This is a genomic window from Natrinema hispanicum, from assembly GCF_004217335.1.
GTDB classification, from domain to species: Archaea; Halobacteriota; Halobacteria; order Halobacteriales; family Natrialbaceae; genus Natrinema; species Natrinema hispanicum.
In genome coordinates, this window is the sequence record NZ_SHMP01000004.1 from 353,814 (window position 1) to 369,200 (window position 15,387).

At 64.6% G+C, this 15,387-nt stretch carries 12 protein-coding genes and 1 pseudogene; 8 read left to right on the plus strand and 5 right to left on the minus strand.

Going from position 1 to position 15,387, the window contains the following annotated elements; genetic code table 11:
- Positions 1–16 precede the first annotated feature (16 nt).
- Entirely contained in the window at positions 17–553 is a 537-nt protein-coding gene (locus tag BDK88_RS08685) for an acyltransferase (protein ID WP_130500610.1), read from the minus strand.
- A 132-nt stretch (positions 554–685) separates the two neighbouring features.
- On the opposite strand from BDK88_RS08685, the gene BDK88_RS08690 reads away from it, so the two are divergent.
- A complete protein-coding gene (locus BDK88_RS08690; RefSeq protein WP_130500095.1) occupies positions 686–1,024 on the plus strand; it encodes a DUF7344 domain-containing protein in 339 nt (112 codons plus the stop codon).
- A gap of 7 nt (positions 1,025–1,031) precedes the next feature.
- Here the strand turns inward: BDK88_RS08690 and BDK88_RS08695 are convergent, their stop codons facing one another.
- Entirely contained in the window at positions 1,032–1,826 is a 795-nt protein-coding gene (locus BDK88_RS08695) for an Nmad3 family putative nucleotide modification protein (protein ID WP_130500096.1), read from the minus strand.
- A 194-nt stretch (positions 1,827–2,020) separates the two neighbouring features.
- Between BDK88_RS08695 and BDK88_RS08700 the strand changes: the two genes are divergently transcribed.
- The 3 genes from BDK88_RS08700 to BDK88_RS08710 all read left to right on the plus strand — a co-directional run bounded on the left by BDK88_RS08700 (position 2,021) and on the right by BDK88_RS08710 (position 7,098).
- Positions 2,021–2,755, plus strand: a complete 735-nt coding sequence (locus BDK88_RS08700) for an MBL fold metallo-hydrolase (RefSeq protein ID WP_130500097.1) — start codon at positions 2,021–2,023, stop codon at positions 2,753–2,755.
- A gap of 297 nt (positions 2,756–3,052) precedes the next feature.
- Positions 3,053–6,328, plus strand: coding sequence for an MMPL family transporter (locus tag BDK88_RS08705; protein WP_242611633.1), 3,276 nt, complete (start codon positions 3,053–3,055; stop codon positions 6,326–6,328).
- The gene (locus BDK88_RS08710; protein ID WP_130500098.1) at positions 6,325–7,098 is read left to right on the plus strand and encodes a TrmB family transcriptional regulator; all 774 of its coding nucleotides are present in this window, start codon (positions 6,325–6,327) and stop codon (positions 7,096–7,098) included. Before BDK88_RS08705 ends, BDK88_RS08710 begins: the two co-directional genes overlap by 4 nt.
- Positions 7,099–7,124: 26 nt before the next feature.
- Here the strand turns inward: BDK88_RS08710 and BDK88_RS08715 are convergent, their stop codons facing one another.
- The gene (locus tag BDK88_RS08715; protein WP_130500099.1) at positions 7,125–8,192 is read right to left on the minus strand and encodes an mRNA surveillance protein pelota; all 1,068 of its coding nucleotides are present in this window, start codon (positions 8,190–8,192) and stop codon (positions 7,125–7,127) included.
- A gap of 192 nt (positions 8,193–8,384) precedes the next feature.
- Between BDK88_RS08715 and BDK88_RS08720 the strand changes: the two genes are divergently transcribed.
- Entirely contained in the window at positions 8,385–9,011 is a 627-nt protein-coding gene (locus BDK88_RS08720) for a hypothetical protein (RefSeq protein ID WP_130500100.1), read from the plus strand.
- Positions 9,012–9,277: 266 nt separating this feature from the next.
- A complete protein-coding gene (locus tag BDK88_RS08725; protein ID WP_130500101.1) occupies positions 9,278–9,841 on the plus strand; it encodes an HTH domain-containing protein in 564 nt (187 codons plus the stop codon).
- A 160-nt stretch (positions 9,842–10,001) separates the two neighbouring features.
- On the opposite strand, the pseudogene rqcH reads toward BDK88_RS08725, so the two are convergent.
- Positions 10,002–12,172, minus strand: a pseudogene (gene rqcH / locus BDK88_RS08730) (ribosome rescue protein RqcH).
- 198 nt (positions 12,173–12,370) lie between these two features.
- Between rqcH and BDK88_RS08735 the strand changes: the two are divergent.
- Complete coding sequence (locus tag BDK88_RS08735) at positions 12,371–13,012, plus strand: hypothetical protein (RefSeq protein ID WP_130500102.1); 642 nt, start codon at positions 12,371–12,373, stop codon at positions 13,010–13,012.
- A 42-nt stretch (positions 13,013–13,054) separates the two neighbouring features.
- On the opposite strand, the gene BDK88_RS08740 is transcribed toward BDK88_RS08735, so the two are convergent.
- Positions 13,055–14,602, minus strand: a complete 1,548-nt coding sequence (locus BDK88_RS08740; RefSeq protein WP_130500103.1) for a molybdopterin-dependent oxidoreductase — start codon at positions 14,600–14,602, stop codon at positions 13,055–13,057.
- A gap of 234 nt (positions 14,603–14,836) precedes the next feature.
- On the opposite strand from BDK88_RS08740, the gene BDK88_RS08745 reads away from it, so the two are divergent.
- A complete protein-coding gene (locus BDK88_RS08745; protein ID WP_207225260.1) occupies positions 14,837–15,379 on the plus strand; it encodes a hypothetical protein in 543 nt (180 codons plus the stop codon).
- Positions 15,380–15,387: the final 8 nt, after the last annotated feature.

Consider the following 15,387-nt stretch of genomic DNA (forward strand, 5'->3'; position numbering starts at 1 on the left):
CGGTTTCGCGATACTGTTATTCCGAAGCCGTCCCGTCGTCACCCGGTCCACCCATCGGCTCCGCCGGTACGCCCGCGACCGTCGCCCCCGGCGGCACGTCACGAGTCACGAGTGAATTCGCCGCAACGCTTGCATCCGCTCCGATCTCGACACCAGGTAAGATGATCGCGCCCGCCCCGATCATCGCTCGTTCGCCGACGACGACTTCGCCGGTTCGATACTCGTCCTGTAAGAACTCGTGACAGAGAATCGTCACGTCGTAGCCGACGATCGCGTTCGCCTCGAGCGTGATCAGATCCGGCCAGAAGACGTCGGGCGTAGCCTCGAGCCCCCACGAGACGCCAGCCCCGACCGTGACGCCGATGCGACGCAACAGCCAGCGTTTGAGTCGCAGGCTCGGCGAGATCCGGACGAGCCAGACGACGATGTAGTTGATCGCAACCCGAAGTGGAGAGCGGGCGGCAGTCCAGTGGGCCAGCGAGTTGCGCGGGCCGGGCGTCGCGTGGTGTGTGACGCGCTCGTGTCGTGGCGTCGTGTCGTCGGAAGCCGTCACTGCCATACGCTTTGATGGATCGCTACATGAAACCGATCGATCGGCACGCGGTGTGCGAACGGCGCGGACCGACAGTCGACACCTAACTAGTCAGGGAATAGCAATGTCCCCGTTCGTCACGGTAGCCCAGTTGTGCCTCGACCTCAGTCACCCACTCTCGACGTCGAGACGATTCACACCCTTCTCTCGAGCGGGACACGCAGGGCCGTTCTGGAGAGCCTTCGTACGGTCGATCGCACGACACCCAAAGAACTGAGCCGTCAGATCGCCTCGTCGGAGCACAACTATCGGACGGCCGACGCCGGTTCCACGACCCGACGATCGGTCTCTATCGCGTTGGTCCACAATCACCTCCCGCGACTCGATGCACACGACGTCGTCGACTATCGGCATCAAGACGGCGTTGTCATGCCCGGTGCAAACTTCGACGACCTCGAGTCGTTCCTCGAGCGACTCGAGCACCGCGAATGACGACCACCTACGCGACTTCCCGGTCGCCCGGCAGCCCGACCAGCTCCCGGAACGCGGCCCCCGAAAGGTCACAGCGGTAAGCCGGCTTGAACATCATATTCGACCCACCAGCTTGCACGTTCCACGCCGATTCGATCTCGTCGCGCAGGTAATACTGAGGGCGTTCGTTGCCCTCAGCGACGTAGTAGTCACTGAGACGGATCGGGTCACGCTCGAAGAGGCCGCCGGGCTCCCGGCCGTCGACGATGACGACCGGTTTCTCGAGATAGAGGTCGCCGTCTCGCGCGCGCTTGGCGTGGGCGTTGTTCGGCTGGGCGTCGAGAATCGCTTCGCGCTCAGCTCGAGGCATGTCCGGCGTCACGACGACCACGTCGGCGACGGTAAAATAGCCGATCAGATAGCGGTGGGCGCGGTCCCCGTCCGGGCGGCGCAGCCCGGCGTAAAAGCCGACGACGTCGCCGGGCTCGAGCGCGCGCAGCCGCGAGACGTAACCGCTGGTCCGGTGTTCGCCGTAGGTCAGCGCCTCGAAGTTGGGATCGCGATGGAGTGGCCACGACGCGAGGGCGTCGCCAGTGACGGTTTCGGCCCCGTCACCGACCGGCTGGGGTGTGATCCGGGTCGTGAGATCGGCGGCGACGCCGTCGTCGGCCCGGAGCCCCCACGACCCAAGTGTCTCCGTTTCTGTCGTCTCGCGGGTCTTCTCCGGGATCGGGACGTACTCGAATCGGCCATCGTCGTACAGCGGAGCCAGCGCGCCGACGTTCGTGCTGTCGGCACCGACGCCGGCGAGAACGACTGTCATGTTCGGTCGTCCGACGGATCGACGCGAGAGGGCGATAAACCCGCCGAAAGCGATCCCAGCGAACTGATACCCATGCTGGTCAGTCAGCCACAGGCACGTCGTGTCATCTCTCACGCCCCAACGCCGCTCGTCTGGCACGGACGGGGACAGCCTCGAGAGGTACCCTTATCGGGCCAGGGGTTCCACACCCGCCTATGCGTATCACCTTTCTCGGAACGGGCAGCGCCATGCCCACGGGCGAACGGTTTCAGACGGGAATTCTCGTCCAGGAGGACGGTCGCACGCTGTTGATCGACTGCGGCGCTGGTGTCCTCCAGCGACTCCAGCAGTCCGGCGTCGGCTACGAGAACGTTTCGACGGTGCTCCTGACCCACCATCACTTAGATCACGTCGCCGACCTGCTGCCGCTGATGAAAGCCCGCTGGCTCGCCGGCGAGGACCACATCGAAATCGTCGGCCCACAGGGCACCAAGGCACTGGTCGACGACCTCCTCTCTGTCTACGAGTACATGCAGGACAAACTCGAGGTACAGGTTCGAGAGGTCGTGCCCGGCGAATTCACCGTCGCTGGCTTCGACGTCTCGGCCTACGAGACGCGCCACTCGGTGCCGTGTCTGGCCTATCGCTTCGGTGATCTCTTCACGTTCAGCGGCGACAGCGAAGCCTTCGCTGGACTGGCGAACTTCGCGGAGGGATCGGCGATCTTCGCCCACGATTGCTCGTTCCCCGACGATGTCGATGTCTCGAACCACCCGACGCCCGACGCACTCGGCCGCGAACTCGCCGGTCGGGAGCTCGGCCGGGTCTATCTCACTCACCTCTATCCCCACACCGACGGCAACCACGACGAGATGCTCGAGTCGATCGCCGCTCATTACGACGGCGATGTCCGGTTCGCCGAGGACCTCCAGACGGTCTCGGTCGAGTGATCGAACAGTCGTCCGACACGACTGATCGGTGTTCCTGAGTGTCACGAGGCGGTGACGAAACACCCCGATTTGTCGGTGATAGACGACGGGTAGCACGTGGATAACACTGTTTTGCTGAACGTTTAGTCAGAAACGGGCCGATCATCGCTGTTTCGGCGCTGTCGCTCGCGACCGTCGTGTTCCAAGTCGTGACTGTTAGTGTAAAAATAACAACAGCTGTATATCGACTCCGTTAGTATGATACTCACAACAGATGAGCGCGAGCGCCGAGCCGAGCGACACGTGGGGTGTGTGGCCGTGAGTCGTGCCGACCGGATCGCCGACATAATCACGACACACTCGGCGATCGTCCTGGTCGTGCTCTTGCTCGTGACCGCCATGGTCGGTGCGGGCGCGACGATGGTCGACGACGAGTCGTCGCTCGAGCAATACGAGGCCGACTCTCCCGAAGGGAACGCCCTCGAGTTCGCGACGGAAAACTTCGCGAGCGAGGATCAGGAAAACACGACAGCTGTCCAGGTGATCGTCAGGGGTGACGACGTCCTCTCGAAGGAGTCGTTGCGCTCCTCGCTCGAATTCCAGCAAGAACTCCGCAACGACGAGTCGATAAACTCGACACTGGTCGAAGAGGAAGCGATCGTCGGCGTCGAGAACGTCGTGGCGACGACCGCGATCCGCGAGGAGCAGGCTGACGACCTCTCCGAACGCGCGTCCGAACTCGAGGACCGAAGTGAGGAACTCAACGAGACTGCAGCCGACCTCGAACAGCGTCGGGCCGAACTCAACGAGACCGCAGCCGAACTCGAAACCCGGAGTGGGGAACTCAACGCGACCACCGACGACCTCGAAGCGGCGCTGAACGAAACCGTCGCGCTCGAGACGGAGTACGCGGAGCTGAACGCCTCCTACCAAGCCGGCGAACTCTCAGAGACAGAATACGAGCAGCGTTCGGCCGCGCTCGAGGGGCAACTCGACGCGGTGTACGCGGAGGCGACGGCCGACCTCGGCGAGGAGCAGTCAGCGCAGTTTGACACAGCCATGACGAACGCGCGGGAGATTCAGTCCTCTCTCGTCGCGCTCGAGCAGGCGAACGAGGCCGGCAACCTCTCCGACGCGGAATACGAGCAACGCTCGGCCGACCTCGAGGGCCAGCTCGAAGACGTCTACGCCCAGGGCACGCGCGGTGTTCTCGAGGAGGACTTCGCGCAGCTGGCGGACGATCGCGAACAGCTGCAGGACGACTTCGAGGACCTCGAAGACGACAGCGAACAGCTCCAAGACGACTTCGAAGAACTCGAGGATGATTTCGAGGACCTCGAAGACGATCGCGAAGACCTCGAAGCGGCCGGCCAGCCGCCACTTGACGACCAGATCGAGCAACTCGACTCGATGAGCGAATCCGAGTACGAGGAGACGCTTACGGACGTCCTCTCGGAAGATAGCGACCGGGGCGGTGGCTTTGCCCTGCGTCTGATGCCGACATCCTACGAGCCAGAGTCGACCGAGGCTGACGCACGAATGCTGGTCGTGACGCAGTCAACTGCAAGCGGGGACTTCCAGGGCCCTGGATCGGTCGATGAAGGAATTTCCGACAGCCAACTCGAGCTTCGCGACCTCGCCGACGATCGCGACCAGGAGATGCTCGTCTTCGGGTCGGGGGTCATCACCGACGAGATTGACCGGTCGATGGGCGACAGCTTAGCGATCGTCTCGCCGCTTGCCCTGCTGTTCGTCGTCGTCGCGCTGGTGATCGCCTACCGCGATCCGCTCGACATCGTCCTCGGGATCGCAGGCATCGCAGCGGTGTTGCTCTGGACGTTCGGCTTCATGGGCTGGGCAGATATCGCGTTCAACCAGATGTTCGTCGCCATTCCCGTGCTCCTGATCGGGCTCTCGATCGACTACGCGATTCACGTATTTATGCGTCATCGGGAGCAACGCGAGACGCCACGCGATGCCGACGAGCACGCGAGTAGCGAGCCGACTGACGTGCGCGGTTCGATGTCCGTCGCCCTCGCCGGCGTCGGCGTTGCGCTCGTCTGGGTGACGGCGACGACCGTTATCGGCTTCCTCTCGAACCTCGTTAGCCCGATCGGCCCGATCCGCGAGTTCGGCATCGTAAGCGCGTTCGGTATCCTCGCCGCGATGGTCGTCTTCGGCGCGTTGATCCCCGCAGCGAAAGTCGAGGTCGATTCCCGACTCGAGGCGTACGGGATCGAGCGGCGCAAGCGGGCGTTTGGCACCGGCGGCGGTCGACTCGCCGACGTGCTTTCTGTGGGGGCGACGATCGCCCGGAAAGCCCCGCTGGTTTTGCTCCTCGTGACGCTGGTGGTGACCGCAGGTGGCGTCTACGGTGCGACCCAGGTCGATACCAGCTTCGACCAGGAGGACTTCCTCGCCGACAGCCCGCCCGCCTGGACGCAGGACCTGCCCGAACCGTTCCAGCCCGGCGAGTACAGCGCGAAATCCGATCTCGAGTACGTCAACGAGAACTTCCAGCGCCAGGACTCTCAGGCGCAACTGCTCGTCAGGGGTGATATAACCCACGGCGAGACGCTCGAACGGGTCGAAAACGCCCAGGACGCCGCCACCGACAGCGACGTGGCATACGAGCTGGCAAGCGGTGAGGCCGACGTTCGCAGCCCACTGTCGACCATGGAGCAGGTCGCGGCCGAGAACGAATCGTTCGACGAGTCGTTCGACGAGTCGGACACCGACGATGACGGCGTTCCCGACGAGGACCTCGAGGCGCTGTATGACGACCTCTACGAGGCCGATTCCGAAGCCGCGAGTAACGTGCTCTACCGTTCCGACGGCGAGTACGAGGCCCTCCGGCTGGTCGTCTCGATCGAGGGCGACGCCTCGACCGGCGAGACGACCGAGGAAATGCGCGCGATCGCGGCGGACTTCGACGACGGCGGCGATCGCTGGTCCGTGGTGGCGACCGGCGATCCGATCGTCAACCACGTCGTCGAGCAGGACCTACTCGAGACCGTCCTCGAGAGTCTGTTGATCACGCTCGTGGCCGTCTTCGTCTTCCTGACGCTGGCCTACTGGCTGACCGGCAACAGCGCGGCCCTGGGTGCCGTAACCTTGCTCCCGGTCGCGCTCGCGGTCAGCTGGATCCTCGGGACGATGTACCTGATCGGGATGCCGTTTAACGTCCTGACGGGGATGATCACCAGCTTGACGATCGGGCTCGGCGTCGCCTACAGCATCCACGTCAGCGCCCGGTACACGCTCGAACTCGAGCGCCAGGGTTCGGTCTGGGACGCCATGCAGACCACGGTGACGGGAACTGGCGGCGCGTTGCTCGGCAGCGCGGCGACCACCGTCGGCGGGTTCGGCGTCCTCGCATTTGCCATCTTGCCCGTCCTCGAGCAGTTCGGGATCATCACCGCGCTGACGATCATCTACGCGTTCGTCGCGAGCGTGCTCGTCCTGCCGACCCTGCTCGTCCTCTGGACGCGGTACTTCGGCCCTGACGTCCCCTTCGAGTCGCCAGCGGCCACGGGTGCATCCCCAGCCAGCGACGGCGGCCGCCCCGAAGACGATACTGGTGACGAACAATGACCGACGACGAGGACGAAGGCGAAAGCGAGGGCGAGGCCCTCGCGGCCTTCGAACGGCTCGGGCTCACGACCTACGAGGCAAAGGTGTTCATCGGCCTCCACCGCATCGGCTCGGGTACCGCCCGGGACGTCTCACAGGTCGTCGACGTCCCACGATCACAGGTATACGGCGTCGCCGAGCGCCTCGAGGACCGAGGTCTGCTCGAGGTCCAGCAGTCGAACCCGATCCGATACCGGCCGGTCAGCACCGACGAGGCACGCGAGCTGCTTCGTGACCGGTTCGAACGCGAACAGGATCGGGCCTTCGAGTACGTCGAAACCGTCAAACGCGAGTCGACAGGCGAGGAAACCCAAGAGGACATCTGGACAGTGCGTGGCCGCGACCAGGTCGACGATCGCACCGTCGATATCCTCTCGCAAGCGGACGAGCGGATCGTCTTCGGCACCCGGCTCCCGGAGCTTGTCACTGACACGATCGAGCGAACCCTGACAGAGCGCGCCGCAGCCGGCGTCACGGTCGTCGTCGTGAGCCGAACGCCGGCAGTCCGAGACCGGTTTGCCGATCTCGATGTCGTAACCGTCGAGAACCTCCCCGACCAACGGACGGACGACCAACGGTCGGGCCGGATCGTCATCGCCGACGACGATAGCATCCTCCTGAGTGTCGTCGGCAACGAAGGTAGCGAGACCGCAATCTGGAGTTCGGGCTCGTTGTTCGCGTCCGTCTTGATCCAGCTGCTCGAGGCCAGCGACGAACTGCAGATCGAGTAGCCCGAAACCGCGCCGGTGGCAGCCGACTACTCGAGGCGATAGCGCAACAGCGCCGCGATGCCGCCGAGATTGGCGAGTTGCTGGCCGGGCGGGAACTCGCTCGAGAAGACCGTCACCTCGCCGCCTTTCTGTTCGGTTGTCCGGACGATGTCGTCGATGTCGATGTCCCACTCACCGTCGGGGCCGCGTTCCTGCCGAAGTCGGTCGTCGAGGACGAGCAGGCGGTCGATCGCACCGAACTCGGCGGCCTTTTGGACCTGTTCCGGGCCGTAGGCTGCCTTCGCGCCCTCGGCGATCCGCTTCGTGAGCTCGTCGATGTACTCGGCCTCGCTCTCGATGCGGGTCTCCTCCTGGACGTCGGCGACAGCCCCGCGTTTCAGAACTTCGTGGACACCCCGGTCGCCGACGGCTGCCGTGTCGACCATCGTAATCAGATCGGCAACCTCGGGTTCGTTGTCCTCCAAGTACTTGTAGGCGTCCTGTTTCGTAAAGCCGGGGCCGGCGAGGATGATCGCATCGACCTCGAGGCGTTTGAGAACCTCGCCGAGTTCCGCGAACAGCTCCGAGCGCTCGCGGGCGTACTCGCCCTTGCCAGTTGGGCCGGTGAACGCCGCTCGCTCTTCGGTGCCGTACTGGGCGACCGTGTGGACGTGGGCCTGCCCTTCCTCGACGGTCGCGATCGCGACATCGGGGTTTTCGGTGGCTTCCTCGGCTTCCTCGAGGCGGGCCTCCTGATCCGGTTTGAAGCGCTTCTCGATCGAGAGCTCTTCGCGTGTCTCGACGTTCAGGGTGTGATGAAAGCCCAGTTGGTCCTCGCGCGAGCAGGCGACGATCTCGCCGCCGACTCGCAGCCGGTTGGCGAACTTGTGGAACTCGATGTCCTCGACGGCGATCGCGACCCACATGTGTTCGCGCTCGCCGCCAGTATCACGCATCTGGTCGTCGTTGCGCTGGATCCGCCGGGTCGTATCGCCTGCGACGCGGTCGCCGGGCTCTAAGACGTACTGCAGGTGCCAGAGATCGTCGACGCTCTCGGGGACGACGGTGATCCGCTCGCGGCCGCCCTCGACCTGCTCCCGGTCTTTGATCTGCATGGCCGTGGGTTTGCGCGGCCGCGGTAAGTGGACTGCGATCGGTGGTCCAGGGTCCCGACCTGTTCGCTACACCCGTGCCTTCGTCGTCGGTGAATCGAGCACTCTATCACTGATCCGCGACAGTCACGTTATTTGAAAACTATTGACATAGGTAGGGCATGACACTATTGACGTCGCACGCGTCCGTCAAGTATGAACGCTGGATACACAGCGCGGCTCGAAGACTTCGGTACGCGCTCGCTCGTCACACACGCCATCATGGCACTGGCGTTTGTCGGGGCCATGATCGCGGGGCTGTTCGTCGACGGCCAGCTCGGCCTCGTCTCGTTCGTCGCACTTCTCAACTTCACCGCCGGTGTGTGGATCTCACAGTCGGTTCACTCCCTCGGGAACGCACAAACCGACGATTCATACGCCGGCATCCTGGGCGTTCTAGCGGTGCTATTCGATACGACCGGCGAGAAGCGCTACCACGGGCTCAATACTGGCCGGCTCGCCCGCTTGCTCACGCTGATCGCGCTCGTGACATCGGTTTCGCTGTTCGTCGCTGGAGAAGTCCTCTCCGGCGTCCTGGCTCCAGTCGGGACCGTCGCGATCGCCGCCGTCGCCCTCGTAACTGCGATGGTCGGGTTCCTGATCGCCATGAGCTCGGCGTACGATGAGTCCGAGCGCGAACGGACCCAAGGGATCGACCGCGATCGCGACCGCACCGAGGCAGGGGACCCCAGCCAGCCGACCATCGAACTCGAGGACGGAACCGACATCGAAATTTCGGTTCGAGAGTCGCACGTCGACGAACCGGCGACCGAGTCCCGGTAGCCGACAGGGAGGACACTCCACGCCGTCGCTCGAGCGAGCCGGCTTGGAACGCGGTCCGACCGAGGTGTCCGTTCGAGCGACACTCGAGTGCGTTGGTGAACCCAGTCGATACCGCGGCCCCACCATCGATTCGATCGTCAAGACGTCGGCGTAGAGCAGCGATGTGGCGTGGAGCCTGAGAGTCGATTCCGCCCGGAGGTTGCTAGCTTTATGATGGTGACCGATGCCTCGGATACGTGAGGCCCGAACCGAGGCCGAGACACACAATGACAGACTCGAGCACGGAGTTCACAGCGCCAATCCGGATCGAGGTGTTCGTCCACGCCCACACGTCCGCGGCTGTCGTGGAGCCGCTCAAAGAGGTCGTCGCGCGCGCACGCCGGCTCGAGGACGCGATCGGCGCTGCCGTCCACATCGAGACCTGGACAGCGGTGCGACCCGCACTCGAAGAGCTCAGCGATTCCGGGCCGTCGATAACTGGCACCGTCGAGGCGTTCCAGTCGTGGGCCGACCAGGAAGGCTACGACCTCGAGCCAGCGTTCGACTGGCGTGAAACGCCCTCAGTGATCGGTCATCGGGCTGCCGAAGTTCGCGTCCCAACCGCGTGCGTCGCCGTCTACGCCGACGACGACCTCCAGTGTGTCGCCCCCTGTACCGACGGCGACCGCAGCTACACCGTCAGGGACTGCCTCGCCAGACTCGAGGAGGGCGTCATCGAGCCCGAGCCGTTCGACACGCGAGAGCGAAACGACGTCTCGCGTGGCGCATCCGACGGCAACGAGTCCACCGAGAACGCCGAGCGATACGCTCGCTCTGAGGAACTCGAGTAGCAGTCGCGTTCGAACACCGTCTCGAGCCGTCAGTTGGAGCCAGACTCGGTCGGCGCGTCCGATCGTTCCTCCGTGCCGGCATCGCGACCGTCGCCGTCGATCGGCGTCACTGTCGATCCTCCCGGAGTGCCTACGATCGATCCCGGGAGAGAACCGCGTCTTAGTCGCCCTTGATCCGGCTCCCGCCCGGCGGCATGAAGTGTTGAATTCGGTCGGGGCTGGCGATCTTGCGGACGAACGACTCGTCTTCGAATCGCTCGCGGAACTGGCGATAGAGCCGTTTGGCCGTGTCCGCCTGCGCGTACCGGCCGGGCTCGAGTTCGATCATCGTCTCCACCCGATCCTCGATGGCCGACGGCGGGCCGCCGATCACGCGAGTGTATGGCTCACACTGGATGCCGACGGCCGCGCCGACCGGCGTATCCCGGTAGTAAGTCCGATCGCCGCGGATCGCGAACCCGCCTTTCTCTAAGTATTCGCCACTCTCGGGGGTCTTCGTGACCTGATCGGCATCGACGGCGTAGACGTCGCCCGCGTAGCGGCCGTCCTTCCAGACCGACGAGTAGGAGACGGCGAACTGGGCAGCCTCTTCGATGCTCGAGTCGGGGAGCTCGATATCGCTCGAGGACGCCTCGCTCGGATCGGTCGCCTTCAAGACAGTGACAGGGCCGCCGTGGGCCTGGGTGTGGAGGACTATGTCGCCGGGCTCTAAGTATTTCTTGACGAGTTCCTCGTTCTGATCGGCGTTGCGGCCGCCGATCACGAGGTAGCCGTCGCTGGTGTGGAACCAGCGGAAGCGATCGAACCAGGGTTCGTTCTCGCGGATCGGAATCGAGGGTTCGGCGAGCCAGTCGCGCTGTTCGGCCTCGGCCGTCTCGTCTTCGCCGTCCTCGCTCGTGTCCTCGCGCTCGGTTGCCTCCCACTCGTCGCGTCGGCGCTTGGCGTCTTCTAAGTCCTCGCGAGTGTCCTCGATGGCCGCAAGCGCGCCCTCCTTTTTCTCCTCGACGCGTTTGGCCTCCGTATAGAGTCGGTCGGCGTTCTGTTCGACGCCCTGCTCGACGACGAGATCGATCCGCTCGCCGTCGATGTCAACTGTCACCGCCCCCTCGCTGCCGTCGACGTCGACGACCGCCTCGGCAGCCTCGATGCCCTGCTCGGCACCGGCCTCGAATCGCTCGCGGATCTCGTCCCACGGCCGGTCCTGCGCTGCGGGCATCCTGAATCGTCGAGAGGATCTCGTCGACCAGTCCTGTACTCGGCGTAGAGCAGTTCGGCCTGCTCGCGCAACGCATCGGCTTCCTGTTCGAACCCCTCGATCGCGCCCTGCTGTTGCTCGATGATGCGCTCGTACTTGGCGATCTCCGAGTCGAAGTCCGGCCGCTGTTCGGTCGGCTCCGGCTCTTCGTCCTCGCCGAGCTCGAGCTGGAAGAAGTAGTCGTCAAGCGCCTCGAGGAACGTCTCGTAGCGCTCGCCGTCGAGGTCGGCGTGTTCCTCGAGCGGGAACGGGGTGACGTCGACGACCTGGCCCTCGCTTGCCTCGCCGTCCGTGTCGTCCCCGTCGTCCGTTCCGTCCGCATCGTCGCGCTCGCGGTAGAGTCGCGGCTCGAAGTTCCCGTTTCGGATGTCGAGTGCCAGCCGTTCGATGGCCTCGTAGACGCGGTCGTACACCGCCTCGTCGGCGTCGGCGATGTCCAGCCCCTTCTCGACGCCAGCGCGGGTACAGACCTCCTCGGCGTAGAGCCCGCCGAAGTTGAGCTGGGTCGCAAGCGTCCGGACGACGTCCGTATCCGAATCGTCCATCTCATGGTCGAACGCCTCGCGAGAGACCGTCAGCGGGTTCGTCCGAGACTCGGGGAACTCATAGCGCGAGCCCGGGACGACAGTTCGGGATTTCAGCCGAACCGTCTCGAGACAGTCGATCACTTCGTACTCGCCGTCAGTGACCGCAATGTTGCCTTGCCCGAACAGTTCGACGATAATCCGGGTTGTCCCGTCCTCGCGCTCGAAGGTGAACTCGAGGATGCGATCGAACTCGTACTGTTCGACGCCGGCGAAGTCAGCACCCGACAGACGGTTTCGCAGCATCATCGCGAACTGCGGCGGCCGGCCGGGCGCGTCGGGTACCCGTTCGGGGGCGACCGTGTGCGCGCGTTTGATCTCGCCGACCTCGAGAATGAGCTCGATGCGACCCCGATCGAAATCGCGCATCTTGAGTCGGACGAGATCGTCGCCGTAGAGATAGGCCTTGTCGACCTTCGCGCCCTCGTAGGCACCGAATTCCCCGACGAGAGCGGCGAGGTCGACGCTAGTGAGTTCCCGCTTTGAATCCATACTGCACACTGCCCGGCCCGGTCAAAAAGACGTGTCGCTCCGGCCCCCGCCGTCGGAGGTCGGAACGCCTAATCCGCGCCGGCACACACCTGCTACTATGACCCACGCCGTCGGTGGACAGCCACACGAGCTCGCTGCTACGGTATCGCGTGCCGGGGATTGGGACCGATCGCGCTCCGCTCGAGGAGGTGCCGTCCGATGAGCGGGGCGGAACAGCCTTGGACGGACGTCTCGCGGTTCCCTGACTTCCTCGACCATCTCGAAGCCCAGGGCGGGGCGACCGTCAACGGGATCATCGATCGAATCGAGGCCGACATCGACATGGACGGGATCGCGTACCACGATCGCGGCATCCGCGTCCCGGGCTACGACGCCACGTTCGTCCCGGAGCCAGAGGGGTCGCAGGTCGTCCCCGCGTTCAGCGTCGAGGTCCAGACGATCGGCCCGCGCAGCGTCTGGGCGGTGTTCGACGCGACGCTCTCCTGGGACTTCTATCTCCTCCAGGCCGACGATATCGCGGCGATCGCCTGGGTGAGCGACGAAGAGTTCAACGCCGAAGAGGCCGGGATGTTCATGTCGAAACACGACGCACTCGCCGCGGGCCGCTTCTCCTTTGGGACGTTCATCTACGCCGGCGAGGAGTGGGACGAACAGCGCGAGCTGATCGAGGGCACCGATACACCGGCGTTCCTCCAGCGCGACGACGGCAGCGTTCTGGTGCCAACCGATCAGGCCGACTTCTACAACGTCGTCAACGCCACTCCACAGGAATTCCGGCAAAACGGCGGCGGTGCGCCCTCGCATCTCGGCTTGCTCGAGCTCGAGGTCACGATCGACTGAGACGGCCTCGTCCCCGTTTAGCGGGTCCGGGCGGACGCGACCCTAGACGCTCACGGTCTTGCGGACCCAGCCGCTCGAGCCGCTGGGAAACGGACTCGATTCTTCTGCTGGTTGGACGTCGCCGGTGCCGTCGATCGCGCGGACGACGACCTCGCTGTCGCCAGCCGGTGGCTCCCAGGTGTACTGCCACTGCCGCCAGGCGTCGCGGTCACCGAGTACGTCCGCCGGGTCGAACGCTTCGCTCAACTCGGCAGTTTCCCAACTGTCGCCGCCGTCGGTCGACACCTCGACGGTTTCGATCCCACGGGTGCCCGCGTAGGCGTGCCCGCCGACCTGCACCCGGCCATCGTCGAGTTCGTTGGTCGTCCAGAGCTTCGCGATCGTGTTCACCGGGCCGGTGCCGTGCCAGCCGCGTTCCTCCCAATAGCCGTCGACTTCCTCCTCGAGCACCTCGAACTCCGTGACCCACTTGACGTTGATCTCGCCCCAGTGGCCGGGAATCAGCAACCGCACGGGATGGCCGTGGGCACGCGGCAGCGGCTTCCCATTCATGCCGAAGGCGAGATAGCCACGTTCCATCGCGGCGAGCGGAAACTGCTGATAGTAGCCATCCGCTGCCTGGACCTGCACACACTCACAGCCCCCACCGGGGCCGGCGCGCTCGAGCAGCGGCGCGACGGGGACGGCCGTCCAGATCGCGTTATCGAGTAAGTCTGCGTTCAACTGTTCGCCGACACAGCGCAGCGTGTTGTAGCCCGTCCGCACGTCGCCATCGACGAGGTCGTCGTACGTGAGCGTGTAGTCGGTGTCGACTTCGCCAGTGACCGTGAGCGTCCAGTCGTCGGCGTTGACGACCGGATCGATGTTGTTGATGTCGACGGTGAAAAACGCCGACGGCTCGCTGACGAGGCCGGGAATCCCGTCAATTGCGAGTTCCATGTCGGCTGCCTGCTGGCTGAGCGCCGTCGCGTCCGCTTCGAGATCCGTCTCGAGTTCTCGCCCGATACCAGGCGACCGGCGCGAACCGATCGCGTACGAGACGATCCCGAATCCGAACGCGCCGCCTGTCAGGGCGAGCAGTTGCCGACGGCTCGCGTCGACACCCGCCACCGGGACCGATTCACCAGGTCGTTTGCTCGCGAGCGCGACCAAAATCGCCGCAGGAACTGCTGTCCCGACGGCAGACGTGATGTCACTGACGAGTAGCCACGCGAGAAGCGCCATCGCGGCTCCGACGACTGCCGGCTGGCTCACCCACGCTGGGGCCGGTAGGCGCGGCGACAGCGTCTTGCCACCGACCAGTGCGAACTGGGCGACGACGGCGAAGAGCCCGATCGTCAGCGCGACTGCGACGAGCGACGCAAGCGTCTCACCCAACCGACCCAGTTGTTCGATGGCAACCGTGAGCACGATCGCCGGCGTCGTCGTGACGACGAACGCATCGACCGGAGCGACGACGAACGACGGCGTCCTCCCCGAGACAGCAAACGACCCTGCGACCGCGACGACCCCCACAAGCAGGGCACCGATCGCTCTCGAGCCGGCCCATCGCACGCGAGCAATCACAGTGTGCAGCGAGTTCGAAGGCATGTGAATGCCACGGGTTGACACACAATAGGTGTCTCCCTCTCGAGATCCCCGCCCCTCTCGTAGCAGCCATGACAGCCAGCGTCTCTAACGCTCGAGTCTCAAGTAGGCACCAGAACAGGCAGTTATCGAGCCGGTCCCGTCGACGCAATGCATCCGCGAACTGGTAGACGAGTTAGACTAGTTAGTTGTCATTGATGTGCTAACTTTTCTTGTGCTAGACAGAAAACAGCCGATATGGCCAGCAACGGCGACGAGAGCTCACCGACGGCTTCGAACTCGAGCATTGGTCCGCCGGACGAGCGATCGGAGTCCGGCGATGTCGTCACCACACGCACGGACGGCTCCGGTGCGAGCGACGGTGTCGTCCCAGCGACCGTCGAGGACGCTAGCGGCTACGGGCTCTCGCTGACGCTGATCGGCGGCGTGTTGCTCGCGCTGGCGTACTACGGCTACATCGCGGTGACCGGCCCGCAGACGCTCGGGCAGGCCATTCCCGGCCCGTTCTATCTCCTCGTGTTCGCGCTGTTGTTCGTCCTCGAGTTGTTCCAGAGCCGCGAGCGCGGGGCGATCGCAGTGGTTCGGGCAATCGTGCTGGCGCTGTTCTACGGCGGCTTAACTGCGTTCGCGATCGAGGGCAGCGTCTATCTCTGGCGCAATCCGAGCGCGGCACTCAATGGGTACGTCGGAGTGACCGTGCTGGCGGTGTCGCTGATCGTCGCGGCGCTGGCGTACTTCCTCTATCTTGCCGCACTCGAGTCGAACACAGCGGGAAAATAGCTCGAAAA